We start from the raw sequence: 24,536 nt of genomic DNA on the forward strand, positions 1-24,536 counted from the left end.
AAGTGAGGGACTCGTCCCTTACTTATCAAAATATATTTCTGAAAATTCAGATAAAAAAGGAGTGTTTAAATTGGAAAAACGTATCGTTTGTTTAGCGGGTGATGGTGTTGGTCCGGAAGTTATGGAAAGCGCGAAGGAAGTATTGCATATGGTAGAGAGGTTATATGGACATCATTTTCATTTACAAGATGAGTACTTTGGCGGAGCTGCTATCGATTTAACTGGGCAACCATTACCACAGCGAACACTTGCCGCTTGTTTAGCGAGTGATGCGGTTTTACTTGGAGCGGTTGGTGGACCTCGGTGGGATGATGCGAAAGAAAGGCCAGAGAAAGGATTATTAGCTTTAAGAAAAGGACTTGGTGTATTTGCAAATGTTCGCCCTGTAACAGTAGAAAGCGCAACTGCACATTTATCGCCATTAAAAAACGCAGATGAAATTGACTTCGTTGTCGTTCGTGAACTAACAGGTGGTATTTATTTCTCTTATCCAAAAGAAAGAACGGAAGAATCGGCAACTGATACACTTACGTACCATCGTCATGAAATTGAACGTATCGTGTCGTATGCTTTTCAATTAGCGAGTAAGAGAGAGAAAAAAGTAACGTCTATTGATAAAGCGAATGTTTTAGAATCTAGTAAACTGTGGAGAGCTGTTACGGAAGAAGTAGCTCTTCGTTATCCTGATGTTGAATTAGAGCACATTTTAGTAGATGCAGCTGCTATGGAGTTAATTCGGAATCCAGGACGTTTTGATGTAATTGTAACCGAAAATTTATTTGGTGACATTTTAAGTGACGAGGCCTCTGTATTGGCAGGTTCATTAGGAATGCTTCCATCAGCGAGTCATGCGGAAAATGGGCCGTCTTTATATGAACCTATTCACGGATCAGCACCAGATATTGCAGGGAAAAATAAAGCGAATCCAATTGCGATGATGCGTTCAGTTGCGATGATGCTCGGACAATCATTTGGATTAACGAGAGAAGGGTATGCAATTGAATCCGCGATATCTGCAGTTCTTAAATCTGGAAAATGTACAGCTGATATTGGGGGAGATGAGACGACAATTTCATTTACGAAAGCGGTTATTCAAGAAATGGAAGAGCAAGCGCTAGTAGGGAGAGGACGATAATGGGAAAAAGATTACTAGATAAGCTTTGGGAAAGACATGTAGTTGTAACGAATGAAAATGGATTGGATTTATTATATATCGATCTTCATCTCGTTCATGAAGTAACGTCACCGCAAGCCTTTGAAGGCTTGCGGCTTGCAAATCGAACTGTTCGAAGACCGGAATTAACGTTTGCAACGATGGATCATAATATTCCAACGATAGATGTTTGGAATATTACCGATCGTATTGCGAAGCAGCAATTGGATACACTTCGTGAGAACTGTAAACAATTTCAGGTTTCATTAGCTGATATTGGTGATGAAGAGCAAGGAATCGTTCACGTTATAGGACCAGAACTTGGACTCACGCAGCCAGGGAAAACGATTGTTTGTGGTGATAGTCATACAGCAACCCACGGTGCTTTCGGAGCGTTAGCATTTGGTATTGGTACGAGTGAAGTAGAACATGTATTAGCAACGCAAACGTTGTGGCAACGAAAGCCGAAAGCGATGGGAATTGAATTAAAAGGAAAGTTACCAAAAGGCGTTTATGCAAAGGATATTATTTTGCATCTCCTTTCAAAGTACGGTGTAGCAGTTGGAACTGGATATGTAATGGAATTTTACGGTGAGACGATTCATGCTATGGAAATGGAAGAGAGGATGACGCTTTGCAATATGGCAATTGAAGGGGGAGCGAAAGCTGGCATCATTGCACCAGATGAGAAAACATTTTCTTATGTAAAAGGGCGTGAATATGCACCGAAAGACTATGAAATGTTTACGGGAAAATGGTCGCAGCTTTATACAGATTCAGATGCAATTTATGATTTACATATTTCGGTAAATGTTACGGATTTAGCACCGTATGTCACTTGGGGAACAAATCCTAGTATGGGTGTTCGAATTGATGAAAAATTACCAGAAAAACATGATGAAAATGATGAAAGAGCATATTCGTATATGGGATTGAGTCCTGGACAAAGTACTTTTGAAATTCCAGTTCAGCATGTCTTCATTGGGTCTTGTACAAATTCTCGATTATCTGATTTGGAAATTGCAGCATCTGTTGTAAAAGGGAAAAAAGTGAAAGACGGTGTGCGAGCCCTCGTTGTGCCTGGTTCTAAAAGGATAAGAGAAGCAGCGATGCAAAAAGGATTACATCACATATTTGAAGAAGCGGGATTTGAATGGAGAGAGCCTGGATGTTCAATGTGTCTTGGAATGAATCCGGATCAAGTGCCTGAAGGGGAGCATTGTGCATCTACTTCAAATCGTAATTTTGAAGGAAGGCAAGGGAAAGGAGCACGAACACATTTAGTAAGCCCAGCTATGGCAGCAGCAGCTGCGTTATATGGTCATTTTGTTGATATTAGAAAGGAGAATTATGATGGAGCCATTTCGTATTCATAAAGGTACTGCCGCAGTACTTATGAATGATAACATTGATACAGATCAAATTATTCCGAAGCAATATTTAAAGAGAATTGAAAGAACGGGATTTGGAAAATATTTATTTGATGAGTGGCGTTACGATAATGAGCGCCATGAAAATCCTAATTTCCCTCTTAATGCGCAAGAACGAAAAGGAGCAAGTATATTAATTACGGGTGATAATTTTGGGTGCGGTTCTTCAAGAGAACATGCTCCGTGGGCGCTTGCTGATTATGGTTTTCGCGTTATTATCGCCGGGGGATTTGCAGATATTTTTTATATGAATTGCATGAAAAATGGTATGTTACCGATTGTAATGGATAAAGAAATGCGTGAACAACTTGCTAAAACGGATGCGAGAGAACAAATAGAAGTAGATTTAGAGAATGAGGTAATTACAACGAATACGCATAGGTTTCATTTTACAATCGAAAAAATGTGGAAAGAAAAATTATTAAATGGTCTAGATGAAATTAGCATTACGATGCAATACGAACGAGAAATTGGAGAGTATGAAAGAGAGATAGCCTTATATTAAGAAATAACGGAATATTAAAAAATCTGTTTACATTCAGAATTAACTGTTATATACTATGTGAAAATCAGAGGAGAAAGGGAGTAAGTATTATGAATATCGTGCAATCTATTAAAATGCTTACACAACTACATCATCATACATGAAACCCTTGAACCTAACGTGAAAACGTGTAGGAACAAGGGTTATTCCCGTTGTACCTACACTCTACTAAAGAGCCTTGTAGGTATTTTTTCTACAAGGCTCTTTTTATTTTCGGTTTAGGTGAATGGAATGAGCATACATTAGAGAGGGAAAGGTGTGTGAAATGAGATGGCAAAGTGGAAGCGTGCAAATCCGAATGGAACGAGGGATTACTTATTCGAAGAATGTACGTTAATTGAAGAAGTGGAACAAAAATTAAGACGGACCTTTTTAGGCAGAGGTTATGAAGAAATAAGGACACCTACAATTGAATTTTACGATGTTTTTGCATTTCAAAATAGGCCAATAGATGAAGAAAAGATGTATAAATTTTTTGATGAAAAAGGGCGGATTATCGTTTTACGCCCAGATATGACAATTCCTTTAGCCAGAGTAATAGGAACGCAGAGATGGGACACTCCTCTTAAAGTGACATATAGTGGAAATGTATTTCGGGCAAATGAGTCGCTTTCTGGAAAATATAATGAAATGGTACAAAGTGGTATTGAAATTATCGGGATTGATAATGTAAGAGCGGAAATTGAGTGTGTCATAAGCGTAATTCAAGCACTTCAAAAATTGAAGGTACAATCTTTTACAATTGAGATTGGGCAAGTGCAGTTATATAAATGTATTGTAAAAAAACTCTCCATTCATGATGAAGAAGAGAAGTTACTTAGAACATATATTGAGAGTAAAAATTATGCCGGTCTCTCAAATTTTATCGAAGAAAAAAAATTAGATCGGTGTGATGAAACAGTAAAATTACTTGAGAAACTACCAAGGTTATTCGGGAGTTTAGATGTTATTGAGGAAGCAGAAAAACTCGCCTCAAGTAATGAAATGAAAATGGCCATTGCAAGAGTGAAAGAAATATATGAAACAATTGAAAAGTTAGGATATGGCCCTTACATATCAATTGATTTAGGTATGGTTCAACATTTGGATTATTATACAGGAGTTATTTTCAAAGGGTATATATATGAAATTGGAGAAGAAATTATTAGTGGCGGAAGATACGATGAGTTAATTGGAAATTTTGGAGAAATGATGCCAGCTGTTGGACTCGCGGTGCAAGTAAATCAAATAGTTAAGGCACTTCAAGAGCAACAAGAACCATATAAACGAAAGAGAATAGATATTATGATTCATTATGAGTTAAATAGATTAGCAGAAGCGGAAAGATTACGAAATTTACTTCAAAAGGACGGGAAAAAAGTAGAGCTATCTTTGTTCTCTAATTTAAACGATACTTTTCAATTCGCAAAAAAGAATAAAATAATGACAGTCGTTGAGACGAAGAGTGATTCACTAGTGGAATATGTATGGAGAGAGAAATGGATCATCCAGAAAGAAGGGGAGGCTTCATGCGTAACATTCAAATTGCGTTAACGAAAGGAAGATTAGAAAAGCATGTTATTCCACTGTTTGAGAAAATTGGAATTGATTGTTCGGAGCTCAAAGATAAAGGAAGAAAACTTGTGTTTAAAAGTAAAAACACAAATATTTCATTTATTTTAGTGAAAGCGGTAGATGTTGCTACTTATGTAGAACATGGTGTAGCTGATATTGGAGTCGTTGGAAAAGATATATTAATGGAATGTGAGAAAGATATATATGAGATGGTGGATTTAGGAGTAGGCGTGTGTAAATTTTGTGTCGCTTCTATTCCTACGTATAATCCGAAGAGTTATCGAAAAAAACGAATTGCTACGAAATATCCGCACATTACTTCTACATATTTTCATGATAAAGGGGAGGATGTAGAAATTATTAAAATAGAAGGATCTGTAGAGATTGCTCCACTTCTAGGGTTGGCAGATGCAATTGTGGATATTGTTGAAACAGGAAAAACATTACAAGAAAACGGGTTAATTGTATTTGAGGAAATGTGCTCTATATCAGCTCGAATGATTGTGAATAAGGCTGCATTGAAAACTAAAAAAGACGAAATATTCGGTATTATAAATATGATGGAACAAGAAATTTTGTCAGGAAAATAGGGGGACTTTAAATGGAGATAGTTTGTGAAGATTTCCAAGAGGCTTTATCGAAAATAAAATTGCTACGAGAAAGCGCTAATTTAATAGAAGAAACTGTTCAAAGAAGTGTAAGCGAAATTGTTCAAAACGTAAGGGAGAGTAAAGATAAAGCTGTATCGTTCTATACAAAAAAGTTTGATGGTGTAGAGATAAAAGATTTTCGTGTAAGTGCAGAAGAAATAAAACAAGCAAGTAAGTTTGTAGAACAAGCTTTTTTAGAAGCGTTAGAAGAGGCAAAGAAAAACATTGTCTCGTATCACGAAAAGCAAACAAGACAATCTATGTTCGATTGCGTGAGTGAAGGGGTAATTAGAGGACAGCTCATTCGGCCGTTAGAAAATGTAGGTGTATATGTGCCGGGCGGGACAGCTTCGTATCCTTCATCAGTATTAATGAATGTATTGCCAGCAAAACTCGCAGGAGTGAAAAAAATTGTAATGGTAACACCGCCGAGGCAAGGAGGAATTGATCCGCATATTTTAGCTGCTGCAAGTCTTGCAGGTGTAGATGAAATTTATATGGCCGGTGGTGCTCAAGCAATTGCTGCTCTAGCATATGGAACGGAATCGATTCCTAAAGTAGATAAAATAGTTGGACCTGGAAATTTATATGTTGCTCTAGCGAAGCGAGAAGTATATGGGATAGTCAATATCGATATGATTGCTGGACCATCAGAAATTGTAGTTATCGCAGATGAAACAGGAAATGCCGAATATATTGCTGCTGATTTATTATCACAAGCAGAGCATGATGAAAGAGCGACTGCTATTTGTATTACAACGAATGTACAGCTTGCTAAAGAAGTAGAAAGAGAAATAGAAAGACAGCTAGAGACGTTACCAAGAAGTGAAATAGCTCGTGAGTCAATAAAAAGAAATGGAGCAATTTTTATTGTCCCTTCTTTAGAAGAGGCGTTTCATTTATCAAATGAAATCGCTCCAGAACATTTAGAGTTACACATAAAAGAGCCAATGAATGCTCTAGCTTATGTAAAGCATGCTGGATCAATTTTTCTTGGGCCATATGCACCTGAACCGCTTGGAGATTATTTGGCGGGGCCGAATCACGTATTACCGACAAGTGGAACAGCAAGGTTTTTCTCTCCGTTATCCGTCGATGATTTTGTGAAAAAATCAAGCTTCGTTTCTTATACGGAAGAAGCGTTAAGAAGTGTACAGCATCATATTGTAGAACTTGCAAATAAAGAAGGTTTACATGCACACGCAAGAGCGATCCAAATTAGGTTTAAGGAGGAAGAATAATGCGCCAATCTAGTCAAGTACGTGAGACGACTGAAACAAAGATTAAATTAAGTTTGCAGCTCGATGAAAGTACGAATGTTTCTGTGCAAACGGGAGTTGGTTTTTTTGATCATATGCTAACTTTATTTGCTAGGCATGGAAGATTCGGTTTGCAAGTTGAAGCTGAAGGTGATGTATTCGTTGATGCGCATCATACGGTTGAAGATGTTGGAATTGTACTCGGAACTTGCTTGAAAGAAGCATTGCAAAATAAAGAAGGGATTAATCGTTATGGCTCAGCGTATGTACCGATGGATGAATCTTTAGGATTTGTCGCGATTGATATAAGCGGGCGCTCATATATTGTATTTCAAGGTGAATTAACAAATCCGAAGCTTGGAGATTTTGACACAGAATTAACGGAAGAATTTTTTAGAGCAGTTGCCCATGCTGCAAATATTACGTTACATGCTCGCATTTTATACGGAAGCAATACACATCACAAAATTGAAGCTCTATTTAAAGCATTTGGTCGAGCGCTTAGAGAGGCAGTCGATAAAAATGCCAACATTACTGGTGTAAATTCAACGAAAGGGATGTTGTAATTGATTACTATTATAGATTATGGAATGGGGAATATTCGCAGTGTGGAACAAGCATTAAAATATATTAGAGCAGAGTACATCGTAACGGATGACAAAGAAGAAATATTGAGAAGTGATGGCGTTATTTTACCGGGAGTAGGTGCATTTCCGAAGGCGATGGACATTTTAGAAGAAAAAGATTTAGTATGTGTGCTAAAAGAAGTTGGAAGTTCAGGAAAACCACTTCTAGGTATTTGCTTAGGAATGCAGCTTTTATTTGAAAAAAGTGAGGAACTACAAGACTGTAACGGATTAAATTTATTGCCAGGTGTCATTAGAAAGTTAAAAGTTCCTTATAAAATTCCACATATTGGGTGGAATGAGTTGAAGAAAGATGGAGAAATACCGCTTTGGAATGGAGTAGAGGACGGTTCTTTCGTATATTATGTCCACTCTTATTATGCAGATTGTCCAAATGAAATTGTGTATGGGGCAAGTGAGTATGGAGTGCAAGTACCTGGTTTTGTAGCAAAAGGAAATATATTTGGCACACAGTTTCATCCTGAAAAAAGTGGTGAAATTGGAATGCAAATGTTAAAAAATTTCAAAGGAGTGGTAGAAGCATGGAAATCTTCCCAGCTATCGATGTAAAAGAAGGGCGATGCGTAAGGCTGTATCAAGGAGAGTTTAGTAAAGAAACGGTGATGAATGAAGACCCAGTCGCACAAGCAACAGTATTTGAAAAAATTGGAGCGAAAATACTACACGTTGTTGATTTAGATGGAGCAATTGCTGGGAAGTCAGTAAATTTACCTGTCATTGAAAAAATATGCAAGGCGGTACGTATTCCGGTGCAAGTTGGAGGAGGAGTTCGGTCACTCGCGGCAGTGGAGAAGTTGTTGTCAGTAGGTGTAGAAAAAGTGATATTAGGAACGGCTGCCCTTTACGATAAATCATTTTTAGAAGAAGCGGTTCGTCTATATAAGGAGAAAATCATAGTTGGAATTGATGCGAAAAATGGTTTCGTAGCAACAAGGGGCTGGTTAGATGTGTCTGAAATTTCGTACATCGATTTAGCGAAGCAAATGGAAAGCTTAGGTGTTCAAACGATTGTGTTTACGGACATTTCAAAAGATGGGACGCTTGCAGGACCAAATTTTGAGCAATTAGAGTTACTACAAAAAAGTGTGGGCATTCGTGTAATTGCATCTGGAGGTGTCGCATCTATTCAAGATGTGAAAAGATTAAATGATATGAATATATATGGCGTCATAATTGGAAAGGCACTTTACGAGAAAATGATTGATTTAGAAGAAGTGTTACGGGTAACAAAGCTATGTTAGCGAAACGAATTATTCCATGTCTAGATGTAAAAGCAGGGCGGGTCGTAAAGGGTGTAAATTTTATAGGGTTACAAGACGTCGGTGATCCTGTTGAAATAGCCGCATTATATAATGATGCGGGAGCAGATGAAATCGTATTTTTAGATATTACTGCGACGCATGAAGGGCGAAAAACGATTATAGATGTTGTAGAAAAAACTGCTTCAAAAGTATTCATTCCTCTCACAGTTGGCGGGGGGATTTCAAATGTGAGAGGAATGTACAATTTACTAAGAGCTGGAGCGGATAAAGTCTCAATAAACTCAGCGGCAGTGAGAAATCCGAAGTTAATCCAGGAAGGTGCAGAACATTTTGGCTCACAATGTATTGTCGTAGCAATTGATGCTAGAAAAGTAGCAGAAGATAAATGGAATGTATACGTAAATGGCGGAAGACTTAATACAGGGATGGATGCAATCGAATGGGCGAAGCGCGTTGTTGAGCTCGGAGCAGGAGAGATTTTGTTGACGAGTATGGATGCAGATGGAACGAAAAACGGATATGATATTCGTTTAACAGAAGCAATTTCAAACAGCGTCTCTGTCCCAGTAATCGCATCAGGTGGATGTGGTCATGTGGATCACATTATAGAAGTATTTCAAAAGACAACAGTTGATGCAGCATTAGCAGCATCAATCTTTCATTATGGTGAAGCGACTGTACAGGATGTAAAGCGAAAATTAAGAGAAGCAAATGTTGAGGTGCGGTTATGAAACCTAACTTTGCAAAAGGGTTGATACCAGCTGTTGTTATCGAGGAAGATACGAAAGAAGTTTTAATGTTAGCTTATATGAATGAAGAAGCGTATGACAAGACGCTGGAAACGAAAAGAACATGGTTTTATTCCCGTTCGAGACAATCGTTATGGAATAAAGGAGGTACATCGGGAAATATCCAATATGTGCAATCACTTTATTTAGACTGTGATCAAGATTCAATCGTTGTTGTCGTAAAGCAAGTAGGGCCTGCTTGCCATACGGGAGAAAAAACGTGTTTTCACTATAAAATTATATAGGGGGATACATATGGAAGATATTCTTAAGTTACTATTTGAAACAATTGAAGAACGAAAGAAAAATCCACTTTCTGAATCATATACGAATTATTTATTTTCAAAAGGTGAAGATAAAATTTTAAAGAAAATTGGTGAGGAGTGCACAGAAGTAATTATCGCGTCTAAAAATAATGATAAAGAAGAACTAGTGAAAGAAATGGTTGATGTATTTTATCACTGTTTTGTTTTATTAGCCGAAAAAAATATATCATTAGAAGATGTTATGAAGGAAGTGAAAGAACGAAACGGAAAGCTTTCGAGAGTAGGGGACAGAAGAGAAATAGATACATTATAGGGGGGATATGTATGAAAGTGGACTATCATATTCATTTAGAAGAAGGACCGTATTCAATAGGTTGGCTTGCTAAAATAAATGAAGCACTACAATATTATGAACCGCTTAAAGAAGAAAAATATTCTATGGAGTGGCTTATAAAAACGCAAGAGCGTTTGCAAAAACGTGTGAAGGAAGGGCCGTTTACAGCAAAATGGATTGATTTATATTTAGAAGAAGCTTTACGAAAAGGTATAAAAGAAGTTGGTATTGTTGATCATTTATATCGTTTTCGCGAGGCGCAAGGATATTATGAGAAATATGTAGATATTAGTCATTCAAAGCTGGGTCGTTTACAGAAGGAATGGTTAGATCAAGTAAGAGTAACGTCTATTTCTGAATTTACAAAGGCGATTGAAGATGCAAAAGAGCGATGGAGTAAACGGGGGATAACGCTTAAGCTTGGAATTGAAGCAGATTATTTTATCGGCGGGGAACAAGAGTTAAAAGGTTTGCTAGCACTAGGAGACTTTGATTATGTAATCGGTTCGGTCCATTTTATAGATGGATGGGGATTTGATAATCCAGATACGAAAGAGTATTTTGATACGCATGAGTTACATACTTTATATCATACGTTTTTCGCTACAGTTGAAAGTGCTGTTCGTTCTGAGCTCTTTGATATAATAGCTCATCTTGATAACATAAAAGTATTTAATTACCGATTAGATGAGAATGAACAGCTTTCTTATTATAAGGAAATTGCGTGTGCGTTAGTGGAAACAAATACCGCAACAGAAATAAATGCGGGATTGTACTATCGCTATCCTGTGCGCGAAATGTGTCCAAGTCCGCTTTATTTGCAAGTATTAGCTAAGTATGGAGTTCCGATTACTCTATCCTCAGATGCTCATTATCCGAATGATTTAGGAAAGTATGTGGAAGAGAATATAAAGACATTACGCAATCATGATATTTCTCACATAGCTACATTTACGAAACGAGTAAGAACGATGAGATTGCTTGAAGAAGAAGTAACAATTTCAAAATAAAACACGATTTTTTGATGAAAACGACCCTTTTTGTTCAAAATAAGAAAGAATGAAAAGGAGGGTGGAAAATGGCGAAACAACAAAATAAACAAAACGTACAAGCGGCAGATCAAGCTTATACTTCTGAAACGAATAATACAGCTAACTCAGTTATCGAGGAACAAATTAGTGATACAGTTGCAGAAGGAACAATCGATGCAAAGCTTGGGCAAGAATCACAAGAGAAAGCGTAAGAAGAGGGGAGAGATGAATCTCCTCTTTTCTTATGGGTAAAAAAGTGTCGATTTTCAAAACTATAATCAAATTCCTTGGTTTTTACATGTGGATTTCTTACAATGAAATATAAGAGATATCTTATTTTGTATAGAAGAGGTGTTAGTAGTGGCGAAAATATTAGTTGCAGGGAAAATTCCAGAAATCGGATTAGAACTATTAAAAGATCATGATGTAGAAATGTACGATAAAGAGGAGTTAATTTCTTTAGATGAATTAACAGAGCGTGTAAAAGATAAAGATGCATTGTTAAGTTTACTTTCTACAAAGGTGCCGAAAGAAGTTATTGATGCAGCACCTAATTTAAAGATTGTTGCAAACTACGGTGCTGGTTACGACAATATTGATTTTACGTATGCAGGAGAAAAAGGAATTGCAGTATCGAATACACCGAAAGTATCAACTGAAGCGACAGCAGAATTAACATTTGCACTTCTTTTAGCAGCGGCACGTAGAATTCCTGAAGGGGATACGTTATGTCGTACAACTGGATTTAACGGCTGGGCACCATTATTTTTCTTGGGCCGCGAAGTGCACGGTAAGACAATTGGAATTATTGGCCTTGGAGAAATAGGGAAGGCAGTTGCAAAGCGTGCGAAAGCATTTGGAATGGATATTTTATATACAGGGCCAAATCGTAAGCCTGAAGCTGAAAGTGAACTGGGAGCAACATATGTAACATTGGAAGAATTATTACAAACAGCGGACTTTATTACAATTAACTGTGCTTATAATCCGAAATTACATCATATGATTGATGAAGAACAGTTTAAAATGATGAAGAAAACAGCATATATTATAAATGCTTCACGTGGACCAATTATGCATGAATTTGCACTTGCTCATGCACTAAAAACGAATGAAATTGAAGGTGCAGCTCTTGATGTATTTGAATTTGAACCGAAAATTACAGAAGAGCTAAAAGGATTAAAGAATGTGGTACTTGCGCCTCACGTAGGGAATGCAACGTTTGAAACGCGTGATGCGATGGCTGAAATGGCAGTAAGAAATATTTTAGCTGTATTAAACGGTGAAGAACCTGTAACACCTGTAAATCAAAAAGTATTGGTTACAAAATAAAAAGAAACCTTCCAATTTCGGAAGGTTTCTTTTATTTTTCTTTATTTGCTTTTTTAGAAGGTCTTTGTCTAAGGAATTGAGATAGCATATACAAAATATATAGTGGAATGGCAATGAATAAGAAAACAGAAAAATTACCAAAACCTGTTTGGTACATTGTGATAATACTTCCAACTAAAAATAGTGTAATAATTATGCTATATCGTGGAATTGGTACATCTTTTAAACTTGGGATGCGAATTCGGCTCACCATTAAAAATGCGAACGTTACAAATACTGTAATAAGAACGATTTTTGGAATGGTATTTGAAAATAATGTTAGGAAAGCGACAAGCCCTCCTGCTGCAGTAATCGGAACTCCAGTGAAATATTTCATAGAAGTAGAAGATGGTGTTACATTAAATCGTGCTAAGCGATATGCTCCGAACAGTGGGAATAATCCCGCTATGTATAGTCCAATGATTCCGTAGTTGGAAAAAGATGTGTAATACATTAAAACAGCAGGTGCTGCGCCAAATGTTACAACATCTGCGAGTGAATCAAGCTCTTTTCCCATTTGTGAATCAACGCGTAATAAACGAGCAACACGACCATCAAGACTATCTAACATCATCCCGATAAGTACTAAAATAGCAGCTGATTTATAATATCCTAAAGATGCATAGCCGATTGACAAGAATCCGCTATATAAATTTCCGAGCGTAAATAAGTTTGGAATAGCTGCTCTATACAAAATCTGATCCCTTGCTTTCTGTTATAAATTCTTAATTAGTGTACGAAAGTTTACTTATTTTATCATACCATAAATTTCTTTCTCATACGAAAGAAATTCCCAATTTGTGAAAGATTTGAAGTGTAAGTAAAAAAGAAGCAACTTTTCACAAAGTTGCTTCCTGCATTATTCAAATTTCGTTGTCATCGTTCCAGTTTTAAATCGATTGTTAGGATCGAATCGTAATAAATCTCCATAAATCAGTTTGTCAGAGAGTTTTAAATCTGTTTTTGCTTTTTCAATATACGGCTGACACAGTGCTACATCTGCCTCTTCACCTGAGCTTCTTTTGTAGCACATATTTTTTGTATACACATAATCCTCTGTTACAAAACTACCATCTCGCATTACCATAAGTGGATCTTTTTCTTTTATAAATAAGTCAGTTCCAAATTCAACTGATTGATTCGTTTTAATACCAAGTAAATGAAGCAGCGTTGGTTTAATATCAATTTGTCCTGATACTTTAGAGATAACTTTTCCTTCTTGACCCGGTACATGAATAATGAGGGGGACGCGCTGTAATTGCATAGAATCAAATGGTGTAATAGCGTCTTTCCCAAGGAACTGAGCCATAGCTGCATTATGGTTTTCGGAAATGCCATAGTGATCCCCATAAATGACAATAACGGAATTGTCGTATAGTCCTTCTTCTTTTAATTGGTTAATGAATAATTTGAGAGCTTCATCCGTGTAGCGAACCGTTGGGAAATAGCGGTTTAGAACACCGCTTTCCGAATTAAACTCATCAACATATTGATCTTCTGGATTTAGAAGAAATGGAAAATGGTTTGTTAAAGTAATAAATTTCGTATAGAACGGTTGCGGTAAAGATTTTAACTTGGGAATAGATTGTTCAAAGAACTCTTTATCTTTTAATCCCCAACCGACAGACATTTGTTCAGTGCCTACGTAATCATTTAAATTAAAATAACGATCATATCCAAGTGCAGGATACATTACATCACGATTCCAAAATGTTTTATCGTTTGAATGGAAGACAGCGGAAGAATATCCGTATTTCTTTAACTGTTCGGGTGTGGCAGTATATTCATTTGTTGCATGAGTAAAGAATACAGAACCACGGTCTAACGGATAAAGTGAGTTTTCAACGATAAATTCAGCATCGGAAGTTTTACCTTGTCCTGTTTGATGATAGAAGTTATCGAAGTAAAAACTATCTTTTATAAACTGATTTAAAAATGGAGTAATCTCTTTTCCATTTATTTTTTTATTAATAACAAAACTTTGTGTAGACTCCATTGAAATTAAAATTACATTTTTACCTTTTGCAGCTCCAAATAAGTTTTTATCGACTTGCTTATCTTTTGCGTCAGTATAATTTTTAATTTCGGAGAATCCGTCGCCACTTGCAAATACACGTTCGGCCGAAGATTTAGATTGAAGTGTAATATCGAATAGATGATATGTGTATAAACCTAAGTTTTTCACGACAGTTTGACGATCAAATGAGCGTGAGAACATTTGTGGTTTATAAATAACTGAAACAGTAATTTGCAGTGCCAATAGCGCTGTTACACCACTAAAGAAAGTCCGTTTCTCAGAACGAGAAAGTGGCGTCCTGTCACAAAATGATGGGAATTTACGTGAAATAAACATTAAAATAATTGCATCTGCAAATAAAAGTAATGTCTTGTACGTAAAGAGCTCTTTAATGCTCGTTCCTAAGTCAGCCATATTATTTGTTTGGAATAAAACAGGAAAAGTAACAAAATCGTTATAGAACCCGTAAAACATTGCATTTCCAAATAAAATAAATGACAGTATAAAACTAATTCCAATAATAATTCGGTTTCGGTACTTAGATGCAAGTAAAGCTAAACCGAAAAATAAAAGTAATGAAGCTAGTGGATTAATAAAAAGCATAAATTCTTCAAAGAAATTATCAATTTTAATATCAAATGCTAGCTTGTACACAATATATGTTTTAATCCATAATAAAACGACTGCAACGAGTGCAAATCGTAATTTTGGAAACAGATGTTGTAGCATAATATACTCCTCTCTTAAAAGCATGACAGTTCCTGTGAGTTTGTTTGAAAATCGTCTCACTATATATATACGAACAGTCCTTTATTATTATGATTATTATACTATGAGTATCATTATACGAAAATAAAGGAGAGTTGTGGGCTTTTTTTGCAACAATTGAGTAGAAAAAGCGAAGTGGGAGACAATAAAATGGAATTTCTATGTATGATTATTATCATTCGTTAAACATGGAAAGTATCGCGTAATGATACGGAGGTTATGATGCGGAAATTATTATATTTTATAGTATGCATTAGTTTTATGCTTTTTGTTTCACCGAGTGTATCAGTAGCACAATATGATGCACCGCTCATGGAAGATGCTCTTTATTCTGTGTTATTTCCAAAAATGAATGAAGCGATTGAGAAACAATATGGAAAATTAAAACCGTTTGATTGTCCCAAAATTATTAGTCTAAAAAAACTTTATAGCGGTACATATTTATTTCAAGCAGTAATTGAAATAACGAAATATGAATCAGGAATAGGTGGAAAAGTACTTCCGCCGTTTGAGAAGATAAGTATGACGTTTAACAATGAAGAAGGAGAATGGACTGTTACAAAAATTTCTATAAAGCGCTTACCAAATGATACGAAATTAAACTGTAAAAAAACAATATAAAAAATTGTTTGACAAATAAAATGGTCCTTTGGTATTGTTAATAGCAACAATTAGATGTTTGAAAATTAAATAGACTTACCTCATCTACTCTCAAAGGTAGAGGCCGCGATAGGAAAGAGTAAGCTATGGGAGATTTAGTGGAATCTGTGATCATAGGTTGAAAGGGACTATTGCCGAAATATAAGAATGACCACGTTGTTCATATATTGGGACTGCATTGAATAAATGTAGTACTGTCATAATATTTATTTTATGGAGAGCTATTTGGAGATGTTGATGCGGTTTCTTATTTTGAGAAGATAACAACTTGTTTATTTTTTCAATATATATTTTTCCTAATAAGAAACGCGTGTGAACATTGTTCCGCGCGTTTTTTGTCTATCTAAAAACGTGCTGCAATGAATAGAAGATTGGGGTTATGAGTTTTAGAGGAAATAAGGGAGGAATTCAAATGTATTTACACGGCACAAGCCGAATCAATGGGCAAGGACACTTAGAAATTGGAGGGTGCGATACGACGCAACTAGCAAAACAATACGGAACACCACTTTATGTATACGATGAAGAGTCTATTCGAGGAAAATGTCGTGCGTTTCATCGTGCTTTTAAAGAAAGTGGTTTCTCTTATCAAGTAGCATATGCTAGCAAGGCGTTCTTGTGCATGGAGATGTGCCGAGTAGCTCGTGAAGAAAATATGTCTTTAGACGTTGTCTCTGGAGGAGAATTATATACTGCACTCCAAGCAGGATTTCCGGCTTCGCGCATTCATTTTCACGGAAATAATAAAACAGAAGAAGAAATGATTATGGCTCTTCAGGCAAATATTGGTTGTTTTGTGGTAGATAATTTCTTAGAATTAGAAATTTTACATGATTTAGCAGTGCAACATGGGAAATTTGTGAACATATTAATCCGTGTAACGCCTGGAGTAGAGGCACATACACACGAATATATAACAACAGGTCAAGAGGATTCGAAGTTTGGATTTGGTGTTTCAAATGGTCAAGCGATGCAAGCAATTGAGCTAGCTTTGCAAAAATCAAATTATAATGTGCTAGGAATTCACTCGCACATCGGATCACAAATATTCGAAACGGCTGGTTTTGTTCGAGCAATTGAAGTACTACGTCAATTTTTAGAAGAAGTGAGAGAGCGAACAAACTATGTGGTGAAAGTATTAAATGTCGGCGGAGGTTTCGGTATACGTTATACGGAGTCTGATACACCGTTAACACTTGAAACGTATGTGCACGCTGTAACAAGTACGGTGAGAGAGCAGTTTACATTATGTGAATATCCGCTTCCTGAAATATGGATTGAGCCAGGGCGTAGTATTGTAGGGGATGCGGGAACAACAATTTATACAGTCGGAGCGGTGAAAGAGATTCCAGGCATAAGAAAATATGTTTCAGTCGATGGTGGGATGACAGATAATTTAAGGCCGGCTCTATATGGAGCACGTTATGAGGCGATGTTGGCGAATCGAGGGAATGATGAAAATGAGGAACTTGTTTCGATTGCTGGGAAATGTTGTGAAAGTGGAGATATGCTGATTTGGGATATTAATCTTCCTAAAGTTGCTTCTTCTGATTTACTAGCGATTTCTTGTACAGGGGCATATGGGTACTCGATGGCTAATAATTATAATCGTATTCGTAGACCGGCTGTAGTCTTTGCAAAAGGCGGAACATCACAAATTGTTGTAGAACGTGAAACATATGAAAATATTATTGGGAACGATCGCATACGTATTAAAGAACTTGTTTAAATATGAAAAAAGGAGTTGTTCAGGATGGGCAATTCCTTTTTTATAAAATAATTAAAATATATCGGAAAACTAGGATTGAAAAAATTCAGAATTATGATAAAATACAAATACAAAGCTTATCAAGAGAAGCTGAGGGAACTGGCCCTACGAAGCTCGGCAACCTGCTTATAGAAAGCAAGGTGCTAAATCCAGCAAAATGGAATCCATTTTGAAAGATAAGGTAAAATATATTACCGAACAGTCTTTTCGAAATGGGAAAGCTTTTTTTTATGAATAAAAAGGGGGGCTGTTTGCGTGAGCGTACGGGAACATTTTGATGAAGTGTCCGAAAAAATTCAAACGATGCTTGCTGATATGAAATATGGTTCAATTACAATTGTGGTGCAAGATGGAAAAGTGATTCAATTAGAGAAAAGTGAAAAGGTCCGTTTAAAGTAAAAAGCGCTGACTAGAAAAACTAGAGGCGGTTTTAATCTATTTTATAGATTAAAACCGTCTTTTTGCTTTTACAGGGGGAAAAAACATGTTGACGTATGAAACGTGGGAAGAAAATGGTATTTCATTTTCAGAAGAAGATGAAACGAAAGGCGCGCTATCAGTATTAAGTTGGGCTTATAAAGAATATAAAGGTGAAATTGTATATGCATGTAGCTTTGGAGTGGAAGGGATGGTTTTATTGCATCTTATAAACCAAGTAAATCCATCTGCTAAAGTTGTATTTTTAGATACAAATGTTCACTTTCAAGAAACGTACGAATTAATTAAAAAGGTACGAGAGAGATTTCCTTCATTAAATATTATAGAAAAACAGCCAGCACTTACACTTGAAGAACAGGCGAAGCTTCATGGAGAAAAATTATGGGAAAGTAATCCGAATCTCTGTTGTAAGATCAGAAAAATTTTGCCGCTAGAAAAATCATTAGCAGCCGAAAAAGCGTGGATATCAGGCCTTAGAAGGGAACAATCAGAAACGCGTAAGCATACAAAATTTGTGAATCAAGATCATCGTTTTCGGTCTATTAAAATTTGTCCGCTCATTCATTGGACTTGGAAAGAAGTTTGGCGATATGTATACAAACATAGTTTGCCGTATAATCCGCTACATGATGTTGGCTATCCAAGTATTGGGTGTGAAAAATGTACATTGCCTGTAGGAGATGGTGGCGACTCAAGAGATGGAAGATGGGCTGGGAAAATGAAGACAGAATGCGGACTTCATTTTCAATAAGATAAATCTTGAAATAAAGCTAAGAGGGGATATAAAAAGATGAGTACAACAAATAAATTAGTAAACCGTATTGATGAAACATATGACATATCGAATATTGTAAAAGAAATTGAGCTAGACAAAATTGCGCTTAGTGATTTAGAACTTCTGGCGATAGGGGGATATAGTCCACTTACAGGATTTTTAGGGAAGAGAGATTATGACTCAGTTGTAGAAACACTGCGCTTAGTAAACGGTAGTGTTTGGAGTATACCGATTGCATTACCAGTAACAGAAGAAGAAGCGGATAGATTGAAAATTGGAGAAGAAGTAAAACTGGTTAAAGATGGAACTGTATATGGTGTTATTCAAATAGAAGATATTTTTGTACCGGATAAAGAAAAAGAAGCGTTACTCGTGTATAAAACGACGGATGAGGCTCATCCAGGTGTGAAAAAATTGTACGATCGACCGAACGTTTACGTTGGAGGAGCTATTATTCTAATACAACGCTCTGAAAATAATCAGTTTGCTTCTTATTATTTAGATCCAATCGAAACAAGAGAAGAATTTAAAAAACGGGGATGGAAAACAGTAGTTGGTTTCCAAACACGCAATCCTGTACATCGTGCACATGAATATATTCAAAAATCTGCACTTGAAATTGTAGATGGTCTCTTTTTAAACCCGCTCGTTGGTGAAACGAAATCAGATGATATTCCAGCTGATGTAAGGATGGAAAGTTATGAAGTATTACTGCAAAATTATTATCCAAAAGATCGCGTTTTTTTAGGGGTATTTCCCGCAGCGATGCGTTATGCAGGACCACGTGAAGCGATATTTCATGCGCTTGTAAGAAAAAATTTCGGCTGTACACATTTTATTGTAGGGCGGGATCACGCTGGAGTGGGAAATTATTACGGAACATATGAAGCGCAGGAAATCTTTACTGACTTTACGGTGGAAGAGTTAGGAATTACGCCGCTATTTTTTGAACATAGTTTTTATTGCGTTAAATGTGAGGCGATGGCTTCGACAAAAACGTGCCCACACGAGAAAGCGGACCATGTTATTTTGTCAGGTACGAAAGTAAGAGAAATGTTACGAAATGGAGAGATTCCACCAAGTGCATTTAGCCGTAAAGAAGTAGTGGAAGTGTTAATTAAAGGTTTGAAGAAAGAAGCAGTAACAGAATAGGGAGAGAACGAGATGGATACAAATATTACTTGGCATGCAGCGTCTGTTTCAAAGGAAGAGAGAAGAGTGAAGAATGGTCATCATAGTTTTGTAATTTGGTTTACAGGCTTATCAGCTTCGGGTAAATCAACAGTAGCAAATGCGGTGGCTCGGAAACTATTTGAAAACAATATCGGAAACTATGTATTAGATGGGGATAACATTCGTCACGGTTTAAATAAGGATTTAGGTTTTTCTGAAAGTGAACGTATGGAAAATATAAGGCGTATTGGTGAAGTGGCGAAGTTGTTTGTAGATGAAGGAACAGTTGTCCTTACAGCGTTTATTTCACCATATCGAGTAGATCGTAAACAAGTTAGAGACCTTTTGGTAGAAAATGAATTTATTGAAGTCTTTGTGAAGTGTCCGATTGAAGAATGTGAGAAACGTGATCCGAAAGGACTTTATAAAAAAGCGAGACAAGGTGATATTAAGCAGTTTACGGGCATTGATTCACCGTATGAGGAACCAGAACGAGCAGAATTAATTGTAGAAACGCACAAGTATTCTATTGAAGAATGTGCAGAACAAATTGTGAAGTACTTACAAGAGCGCAGTTTCATATAGGGGGATAAAAGATGAGTTATGAAAAAGTGTGGGCTAATAATGAAAAATTAAATCAAACAGAGAAAAAGAAATTAGAGAAAGACGGATTAGAAATCTTTAATGATATTCCTTACTATGCGGAGAATGGATTTGAATCTATTCCGAAAGAAGAGTGGGACGCATTTAAATGGGCGGGATTGTATTTGCAACGACCGAAAGAAGCGGGCTATTTTATGATGCGTGTCAATATTCCTTCTGGGATTATTACAAATGCGCAGGCAGAGGTGCTAGCTTCCATCGCTGAAGATTATGGGCGTGATGTGTTAGATATTACGACAAGACAGGCGATTCAGTTTCATTGGTTAGAAATTGGGCAAATTCCGGATATTTTTAAAAGATTAGCGAGAGCTGGTTTATCTTCAGCAGGGGCATGCGGTGATATTACGCGTAATATTACAGGTAATCCACTTGCTGGAATTGATGCGAATGAACTATTTGATACAACATCGATTGTTAAAGAAATATACGATTACTTCCAACATAATGAAGAGTTTTCTAATCTACCACGTAAATTTAAAATGTCTATTAGTTCTAACATTTATAATTCAGCAAATGCAGAGATTAACTGTGTGGCATTTACACCTGCTACGAAAGAAATAGATGGTGAGAAAAAAGTTGGTTTTCACATAAAAGTAGGCGGAGGCTTATCAGCTCGTCCGTACTTAGCGGAAGAATTAGATGTATTCGTTTTACCAGAAGAAGTGAAGGCAGTATCGATTGCAATTGCTACTATATTCCGTGATTTTGGATATCGTGAAAAACGCCACTTAGCACGCTTGAAATTTCTTGTCGCTGACTGGGGCGCTGAGAAATTTAAAGAGAAATTAGTAGAATACACAGGCCTATTGCAAAGTAAAGGGGAAAGTGCTCTCAAAGGCTGGAATGCAGGATACTTTTATGGTGTTCAAGATCAAAAACAAGAAGGATTAAAGTATGTCGGCTTTAATGTACCAGTAGGACGTTTACATGCAGAGGAAATGCTTGAGATTGCTAGAATTGCAAAGCAATATGGAAACGGGCAAATTCGTACTTGTAACTCACAAAATTTCATTATTCCGAATGTTCCGCCAGAAAATGTTGCAGGATTATTAAGTGAACCTTTGTTTGAAGCAATTTCTGCAAATCCGAAATCATTTATTGGTCATGCGGTTTCATGTACTGGTATTGAGTATTGCAATCTTGCGTTAGTAGAAACGAAAGAAAGATTACGCAAAATCGCAGAGTACTTAGATACACAAATTGCACTCGATGTTCCAGTTCGAATTCATATGGTAGGATGCCCGAATTCCTGTGGTCAACGTCAAATTGCTGATATTGGTTTGCAAGGGATAAAACTGAAAACGAAGGAAAAGGGAATCGTTGAGGCGTTTGAAATATATGTGGGCGGAACGCTATTAGACGGAGGAGCATATAACGAAAAATTAAAAGGGAAAATAGATGGAGAAGATTTGCCGGATGTTCTCGTGTCCTTTTTAAGTTATTTCCAAAAGAATAAATTACTAGCCGAAACGTTTTATGATTTCGTAGGGCGTGTTGGAGTGGAAGAATTACAAATTGTACTAAATCGTGTATTAGAAGAAGTAATAGCGTCTTAGGAGGGACAATATGGATTTATATCGATTTGAAGCTGTAATAGCGAATAGTGTTGTTCCAATAGTCGTTGTTGCTCAAAGTGAAGAACAGGCATTTAAGCTTGCGGAGATTGAGCTTGAAAAGCATTTTTTACCGTTGCCAGAAGTAAAGGAGATTTCTTTGTTTGAAAAAAAGAAGATTCGAAAAGGTGCGGCATTTGTTGTTCATGAGTAAATAACATTGTAATACGAAAGTATTCTAACTTCCATTCATATAAAAGGATGGAAGTTTCACTTTAATAGTAGAAATGAGGAGAGATGATGGGGAAGGTTTATATCGTTGGGGCGGGTCCTGGTGATCCGGATTTAATTACTGTTAAAGGGTTGAGATGCATCGAGAAGGCTGATGTTATTTTGTACGATCGTCTCGTAAATAAAGAATTGCTTTCTTATGCAAAGCCTGAAGCAGATTTAATTTATTGCGGGAAACTCCCAAATTATCACACGATGAAGCAAGAGACAATTAACACATTTCTTATTAAATATGCGAAAAAAGGAAAAGTTGTAACGAGGCTTAAGGGCGGAGATCCATTTGTATTTGGAAGAGGTGGAGAAGAAGCTGAAGCGTTAGCAAAGCAAAGTATCCCATTTGAAATTATTCCTGGTATTTCAGCTGGTATAGCTGCTCCTGCTTACGCTGGAATTCCAGTAACACATCGCGATGCAAGTGCAAGTTTTGCTGTTGTGACAGGGCACCGGAAAGAAGGGGCTGAAGAGGAAGTGAAGTGGGAAAGTTTAGCGAAAGGTGTAGATACATTAGCGGTCTATATGGGGGTTAGTAATTTACCTTACATATGTGAACAACTAATAAAACATGGAAAAGATCAAAGCACACCTGCCGCTATTATTGAGTGGGGAACGACATCTATGCAGCGTACTGTTACAGCGACGTTAGGAACAATTGTAGATGTTGCTAAAAAAGAACAAATTCAAAATCCGAGTATGATTGTTATTGGAGAAGTTGTCCGTTTTAGAGAAAAGATACATTGGTTTGAGAAACAAGCGGAAAATGCATATCCAGTAAGCGGAGTATTGTAAAATGAAGGCTGTATTATATATATGTCATGGAAGCCGTTTGAAAGCAGCAAAAGAAGAAGCCGTTGCATTTATTACGTCATGTATGAACCGTGTAGAGGCAAATATTCAAGAAATTTGTTTTTTAGAGCTAGCGAGTCCTTCTATTGAAGAAGGATTTCGTACATGTGTGAAGCATGGTGCTACAGAGATTGTCGCTATTCCTGTTTTTTTATTAGCGGCAGGACATGTAAAGAAAGATATTCCGCTTGAATTACGAAAGTTAAACGAGGAATATCCGGATATCAAAATAGTGTATGGTAATCCATTTGGTGTATCAGAAGTGCTTGTAAAAGCGGTATATAACGGAAGTGGCATTCAAGACTATGAAGAAGAAGTAACACTTTTGCTTGTTGCAAGAGGGAGTAGTGATCCGGAAACTTTACAAGACATAAATTGGATTTCTTCTTTATTTCAAAAAGAAGAGAACATTAAAGAGGTGGAAGTTTGTTATTTAGCAGCTGCAGAGCCGAAGTTTGATGAGAAGTTGAAAGAAATTGTAGAACAAAAAGAACGGAACATTGTTGTGTTACCTTACTTATTATTTACAGGCTTACTCATGAAACATGTTGAGAAAGAAGTGCGTCAATATGAGTCGGAAGAGATAAAAATAAGTCCATATTTAGGAAAGAATGTAGCGTTTCGAGAGATGTTAATTCAGAAAACAGAGGAAATATTGAAGGGAGATCAATATGTATCCACTTACAGTGCGAGTTGATAAGAAACGTGTTGTTGTCATTGGTGGAGGGAAAGTAGCAGGGTTTAAAATTATTCCTTTACTAAAACAAGGTGCGGATATTGTTGTGGTAAGTACAGAATTAGATGCAAATTTAGTGAAACTTGTAGAAGAAAAGCAAATTCGTTGGTATCAAAGAGAGTATGAGAAAAGTGATATTAAAGATGCTTTTTTAGTAGTTGCAGCGACTAGCAATTCGGTACTAAATGAACAAATTGCTGAAGATGCCTCGGTAAATCAATTGGTAAATGTTATTACGAATCCGGAAAGTGGAAATGTTCATTTTCCGGCGGCAATTCATCGTGGACTACTTAATGTAGCTGTTTCTACTGGAGGGGCAAGTCCGAAACTTGCAAAAAAAATTCGTGATGATATCGCAAATAAATATGATGAGACATATGAAACGTATCTTGATTTTTTATATGAAGTAAGAATAAAAGTGAAAGAATTACAAGTAGATAAGCGGCAGAGAAATATATTATTACAAGAAGTATTAAAGTCAGTATATGTTCTAAATGGAGAAAAAAGAGAATTGTTTTTACAAGAATTAGAGAGAAAGGTTCATATAGGATAATGAATAAAT

At 36.6% G+C, this 24,536-nt stretch carries 28 protein-coding genes and 2 riboswitches; of the genes, 26 read left to right on the forward strand and 2 right to left on the reverse strand.

The features are described from left to right. The first annotated feature begins 70 nt into the window (after window positions 1-70). The 15 genes from leuB (at window position 71) to NSQ47_RS02000 (ending at window position 12,250) form a co-directional block, all read left to right on the forward strand. The gene (leuB, locus tag NSQ47_RS01930; RefSeq protein WP_341035953.1) at window positions 71-1,135 is read left to right on the forward strand and encodes a 3-isopropylmalate dehydrogenase; all 1,065 of its coding nucleotides are present in this window, start codon (window positions 71-73) and stop codon (window positions 1,133-1,135) included. Further along, the gene (gene leuC, locus NSQ47_RS01935; RefSeq protein ID WP_131229871.1) at window positions 1,135-2,529 is read left to right on the forward strand and encodes a 3-isopropylmalate dehydratase large subunit; all 1,395 of its coding nucleotides are present in this window, start codon (window positions 1,135-1,137) and stop codon (window positions 2,527-2,529) included. The genes leuB and leuC overlap by 1 nt, the downstream gene beginning before the upstream one ends. Further along, window positions 2,507-3,088, forward strand: coding sequence for a 3-isopropylmalate dehydratase small subunit (gene leuD, locus NSQ47_RS01940; RefSeq protein ID WP_002158674.1), 582 nt, complete (start codon window positions 2,507-2,509; stop codon window positions 3,086-3,088). The genes leuC and leuD overlap by 23 nt, the downstream gene beginning before the upstream one ends. Window positions 3,089-3,397: 309 nt before the next feature. Beyond that, the gene (locus NSQ47_RS01945; RefSeq protein ID WP_341035955.1) at window positions 3,398-4,660 is read left to right on the forward strand and encodes an ATP phosphoribosyltransferase regulatory subunit; all 1,263 of its coding nucleotides are present in this window, start codon (window positions 3,398-3,400) and stop codon (window positions 4,658-4,660) included. Continuing rightward, window positions 4,636-5,271: an ATP phosphoribosyltransferase gene (gene hisG / locus NSQ47_RS01950; RefSeq protein WP_002202661.1), complete on the forward strand. Its 636-nt coding sequence runs from the start codon at window positions 4,636-4,638 to the stop codon at window positions 5,269-5,271. The genes NSQ47_RS01945 and hisG overlap by 25 nt, the downstream gene beginning before the upstream one ends. A gap of 11 nt (window positions 5,272-5,282) precedes the next feature. Continuing rightward, window positions 5,283-6,572: a histidinol dehydrogenase gene (gene hisD / locus NSQ47_RS01955; RefSeq protein WP_215581090.1), complete on the forward strand. Its 1,290-nt coding sequence runs from the start codon at window positions 5,283-5,285 to the stop codon at window positions 6,570-6,572. Then, window positions 6,572-7,156, forward strand: a complete 585-nt coding sequence (gene hisB, locus NSQ47_RS01960; protein ID WP_002158670.1) for an imidazoleglycerol-phosphate dehydratase HisB — start codon at window positions 6,572-6,574, stop codon at window positions 7,154-7,156. The genes hisD and hisB overlap by 1 nt, the downstream gene beginning before the upstream one ends. Next, entirely contained in the window at window positions 7,157-7,786 is a 630-nt protein-coding gene (gene hisH / locus NSQ47_RS01965) for an imidazole glycerol phosphate synthase subunit HisH (protein ID WP_078179578.1), read from the forward strand. After that, entirely contained in the window at window positions 7,759-8,478 is a 720-nt protein-coding gene (gene hisA / locus NSQ47_RS01970) for a 1-(5-phosphoribosyl)-5-[(5-phosphoribosylamino)methylideneamino]imidazole-4-carboxamide isomerase (protein WP_341035956.1), read from the forward strand. Before hisH ends, hisA begins: the two co-directional genes overlap by 28 nt. Next, window positions 8,472-9,230 carry an imidazole glycerol phosphate synthase subunit HisF gene (hisF, locus tag NSQ47_RS01975; protein ID WP_341035957.1) on the forward strand — a complete coding sequence of 253 codons (759 nt, stop codon included), beginning with the start codon at window positions 8,472-8,474 and terminating at the stop codon, window positions 9,228-9,230. The genes hisA and hisF overlap by 7 nt, the downstream gene beginning before the upstream one ends. Further along, the gene (gene hisI / locus NSQ47_RS01980; RefSeq protein ID WP_002158666.1) at window positions 9,227-9,532 is read left to right on the forward strand and encodes a phosphoribosyl-AMP cyclohydrolase; all 306 of its coding nucleotides are present in this window, start codon (window positions 9,227-9,229) and stop codon (window positions 9,530-9,532) included. Before hisF ends, hisI begins: the two co-directional genes overlap by 4 nt. A gap of 10 nt (window positions 9,533-9,542) precedes the next feature. After that, window positions 9,543-9,866 carry a phosphoribosyl-ATP diphosphatase gene (hisE, locus tag NSQ47_RS01985; RefSeq protein WP_002158665.1) on the forward strand — a complete coding sequence of 108 codons (324 nt, stop codon included), beginning with the start codon at window positions 9,543-9,545 and terminating at the stop codon, window positions 9,864-9,866. 11 nt (window positions 9,867-9,877) lie between these two features. Continuing rightward, a complete protein-coding gene (locus NSQ47_RS01990; RefSeq protein WP_341035958.1) occupies window positions 9,878-10,897 on the forward strand; it encodes a histidinol phosphate phosphatase domain-containing protein in 1,020 nt (339 codons plus the stop codon). A 68-nt stretch (window positions 10,898-10,965) separates the two neighbouring features. Next, window positions 10,966-11,130: a YozQ family protein gene (locus tag NSQ47_RS01995; protein WP_002158663.1), complete on the forward strand. Its 165-nt coding sequence runs from the start codon at window positions 10,966-10,968 to the stop codon at window positions 11,128-11,130. A 148-nt stretch (window positions 11,131-11,278) separates the two neighbouring features. Continuing rightward, complete coding sequence (locus NSQ47_RS02000) at window positions 11,279-12,250, forward strand: NAD(P)-dependent oxidoreductase (protein WP_002201194.1); 972 nt, start codon at window positions 11,279-11,281, stop codon at window positions 12,248-12,250. 31 nt (window positions 12,251-12,281) lie between these two features. Here NSQ47_RS02000 and pssA read toward each other — a convergent pair whose 3' ends face one another. Both pssA and NSQ47_RS02010 read right to left on the reverse strand, forming a co-directional pair. Continuing rightward, on the reverse strand, window positions 12,282-12,983 hold the full coding sequence (gene pssA / locus NSQ47_RS02005; protein ID WP_002158661.1) for a CDP-diacylglycerol--serine O-phosphatidyltransferase: 702 nt from the start codon (window positions 12,981-12,983) through the stop codon (window positions 12,282-12,284). Between the two features lie 165 nt (window positions 12,984-13,148). Then, window positions 13,149-15,035, reverse strand: coding sequence for an LTA synthase family protein (locus NSQ47_RS02010; RefSeq protein ID WP_078179583.1), 1,887 nt, complete (start codon window positions 15,033-15,035; stop codon window positions 13,149-13,151). A gap of 261 nt (window positions 15,036-15,296) precedes the next feature. Here NSQ47_RS02010 and NSQ47_RS02015 point away from each other — a divergent pair, with 261 nt between their 5' ends. The 11 genes from NSQ47_RS02015 (at window position 15,297) to NSQ47_RS02065 (ending at window position 24,527) form a co-directional block, all read left to right on the forward strand. Next, window positions 15,297-15,695: a DUF3888 domain-containing protein gene (locus tag NSQ47_RS02015; protein ID WP_002158658.1), complete on the forward strand. Its 399-nt coding sequence runs from the start codon at window positions 15,297-15,299 to the stop codon at window positions 15,693-15,695. Between the two features lie 89 nt (window positions 15,696-15,784). Next, window positions 15,785-15,966: riboswitch (Lysine riboswitch) on the forward strand. Between the two features lie 180 nt (window positions 15,967-16,146). After that, the gene (gene lysA / locus NSQ47_RS02020; protein WP_002158657.1) at window positions 16,147-17,463 is read left to right on the forward strand and encodes a diaminopimelate decarboxylase; all 1,317 of its coding nucleotides are present in this window, start codon (window positions 16,147-16,149) and stop codon (window positions 17,461-17,463) included. A 113-nt stretch (window positions 17,464-17,576) separates the two neighbouring features. Then, a riboswitch (SAM riboswitch) is annotated at window positions 17,577-17,685 on the forward strand. Between the two features lie 72 nt (window positions 17,686-17,757). After that, window positions 17,758-17,901 carry a YezD family protein gene (locus NSQ47_RS02025; protein ID WP_002149491.1) on the forward strand — a complete coding sequence of 48 codons (144 nt, stop codon included), beginning with the start codon at window positions 17,758-17,760 and terminating at the stop codon, window positions 17,899-17,901. An 85-nt stretch (window positions 17,902-17,986) separates the two neighbouring features. After that, a complete protein-coding gene (locus tag NSQ47_RS02030) occupies window positions 17,987-18,691 on the forward strand; it encodes a phosphoadenylyl-sulfate reductase (RefSeq protein ID WP_002158656.1) in 705 nt (234 codons plus the stop codon). Window positions 18,692-18,730: 39 nt separating this feature from the next. After that, a complete protein-coding gene (gene sat, locus NSQ47_RS02035) occupies window positions 18,731-19,867 on the forward strand; it encodes a sulfate adenylyltransferase (protein ID WP_002158655.1) in 1,137 nt (378 codons plus the stop codon). A 12-nt stretch (window positions 19,868-19,879) separates the two neighbouring features. After that, window positions 19,880-20,473 (forward strand): adenylyl-sulfate kinase, encoded by a 594-nt coding sequence (gene cysC / locus NSQ47_RS02040; protein WP_341035960.1) that lies wholly within the window; start codon window positions 19,880-19,882, stop codon window positions 20,471-20,473. Between the two features lie 11 nt (window positions 20,474-20,484). Then, on the forward strand, window positions 20,485-22,107 hold the full coding sequence (locus NSQ47_RS02045; protein WP_341035962.1) for a nitrite/sulfite reductase: 1,623 nt from the start codon (window positions 20,485-20,487) through the stop codon (window positions 22,105-22,107). A gap of 10 nt (window positions 22,108-22,117) precedes the next feature. Further along, on the forward strand, window positions 22,118-22,318 hold the full coding sequence (locus NSQ47_RS02050; protein WP_002158652.1) for a DUF3906 family protein: 201 nt from the start codon (window positions 22,118-22,120) through the stop codon (window positions 22,316-22,318). 86 nt (window positions 22,319-22,404) lie between these two features. Then, on the forward strand, window positions 22,405-23,181 hold the full coding sequence (cobA, locus tag NSQ47_RS02055; protein ID WP_070138997.1) for a uroporphyrinogen-III C-methyltransferase: 777 nt from the start codon (window positions 22,405-22,407) through the stop codon (window positions 23,179-23,181). Window position 23,182: 1 nt separating this feature from the next. After that, window positions 23,183-23,935, forward strand: coding sequence for a sirohydrochlorin chelatase (locus NSQ47_RS02060; protein WP_341035963.1), 753 nt, complete (start codon window positions 23,183-23,185; stop codon window positions 23,933-23,935). Continuing rightward, window positions 23,910-24,527 carry an NAD(P)-binding protein gene (locus NSQ47_RS02065; protein ID WP_341035965.1) on the forward strand — a complete coding sequence of 206 codons (618 nt, stop codon included), beginning with the start codon at window positions 23,910-23,912 and terminating at the stop codon, window positions 24,525-24,527. The genes NSQ47_RS02060 and NSQ47_RS02065 overlap by 26 nt, the downstream gene beginning before the upstream one ends. The last annotated feature ends 9 nt before the right edge of the window (window positions 24,528-24,536 follow it).

The organism is Bacillus sp. FSL R10-2780 (assembly GCF_038006125.1).
GTDB classification, from domain to species: domain Bacteria; phylum Bacillota; class Bacilli; order Bacillales; family Bacillaceae_G; genus Bacillus_A; species Bacillus_A cereus_U.

Excerpts from the sequence above, each read along its gene's own strand:
- hisD (WP_215581090.1), top strand. The coding sequence starts at position 5,283 with ATGGAGATAGTTTGTGAAGATTTCCAAGAGGCTTTATCGAAAATAAAA.
- hisA (WP_341035956.1), top strand. The coding sequence starts at position 7,759 with ATGGAAATCTTCCCAGCTATCGATGTAAAAGAAGGGCGATGCGTAAGG.
- NSQ47_RS01995 (WP_002158663.1), top strand. The coding sequence starts at position 10,966 with ATGGCGAAACAACAAAATAAACAAAACGTACAAGCGGCAGATCAAGCT.
- NSQ47_RS02010 (WP_078179583.1), bottom strand. The coding sequence starts at position 15,035 with ATGCTACAACATCTGTTTCCAAAATTACGATTTGCACTCGTTGCAGTC.
- NSQ47_RS02050 (WP_002158652.1), top strand. The coding sequence starts at position 22,118 with ATGGATTTATATCGATTTGAAGCTGTAATAGCGAATAGTGTTGTTCCA.
- NSQ47_RS02065 (WP_341035965.1), top strand. The coding sequence starts at position 23,910 with ATGTATCCACTTACAGTGCGAGTTGATAAGAAACGTGTTGTTGTCATT.
- hisG (WP_002202661.1), top strand. The coding sequence starts at position 4,636 with ATGCGTAACATTCAAATTGCGTTAACGAAAGGAAGATTAGAAAAGCAT.
- lysA (WP_002158657.1), top strand. The coding sequence starts at position 16,147 with ATGTATTTACACGGCACAAGCCGAATCAATGGGCAAGGACACTTAGAA.
- cobA (WP_070138997.1), top strand. The coding sequence starts at position 22,405 with ATGGGGAAGGTTTATATCGTTGGGGCGGGTCCTGGTGATCCGGATTTA.
- NSQ47_RS01945 (WP_341035955.1), top strand. The coding sequence starts at position 3,398 with ATGGCAAAGTGGAAGCGTGCAAATCCGAATGGAACGAGGGATTACTTA.
- NSQ47_RS02015 (WP_002158658.1), top strand. The coding sequence starts at position 15,297 with ATGCGGAAATTATTATATTTTATAGTATGCATTAGTTTTATGCTTTTT.
- leuD (WP_002158674.1), top strand. The coding sequence starts at position 2,507 with ATGGAGCCATTTCGTATTCATAAAGGTACTGCCGCAGTACTTATGAAT.
- NSQ47_RS02030 (WP_002158656.1), top strand. The coding sequence starts at position 17,987 with ATGTTGACGTATGAAACGTGGGAAGAAAATGGTATTTCATTTTCAGAA.
- hisF (WP_341035957.1), top strand. The coding sequence starts at position 8,472 with ATGTTAGCGAAACGAATTATTCCATGTCTAGATGTAAAAGCAGGGCGG.
- NSQ47_RS02045 (WP_341035962.1), top strand. The coding sequence starts at position 20,485 with ATGAGTTATGAAAAAGTGTGGGCTAATAATGAAAAATTAAATCAAACA.
- hisB (WP_002158670.1), top strand. The coding sequence starts at position 6,572 with ATGCGCCAATCTAGTCAAGTACGTGAGACGACTGAAACAAAGATTAAA.
- hisE (WP_002158665.1), top strand. The coding sequence starts at position 9,543 with ATGGAAGATATTCTTAAGTTACTATTTGAAACAATTGAAGAACGAAAG.
- hisI (WP_002158666.1), top strand. The coding sequence starts at position 9,227 with ATGAAACCTAACTTTGCAAAAGGGTTGATACCAGCTGTTGTTATCGAG.
- leuC (WP_131229871.1), top strand. The coding sequence starts at position 1,135 with ATGGGAAAAAGATTACTAGATAAGCTTTGGGAAAGACATGTAGTTGTA.
- NSQ47_RS02060 (WP_341035963.1), top strand. The coding sequence starts at position 23,183 with ATGAAGGCTGTATTATATATATGTCATGGAAGCCGTTTGAAAGCAGCA.
- cysC (WP_341035960.1), top strand. The coding sequence starts at position 19,880 with ATGGATACAAATATTACTTGGCATGCAGCGTCTGTTTCAAAGGAAGAG.
- sat (WP_002158655.1), top strand. The coding sequence starts at position 18,731 with ATGAGTACAACAAATAAATTAGTAAACCGTATTGATGAAACATATGAC.
- NSQ47_RS01990 (WP_341035958.1), top strand. The coding sequence starts at position 9,878 with ATGAAAGTGGACTATCATATTCATTTAGAAGAAGGACCGTATTCAATA.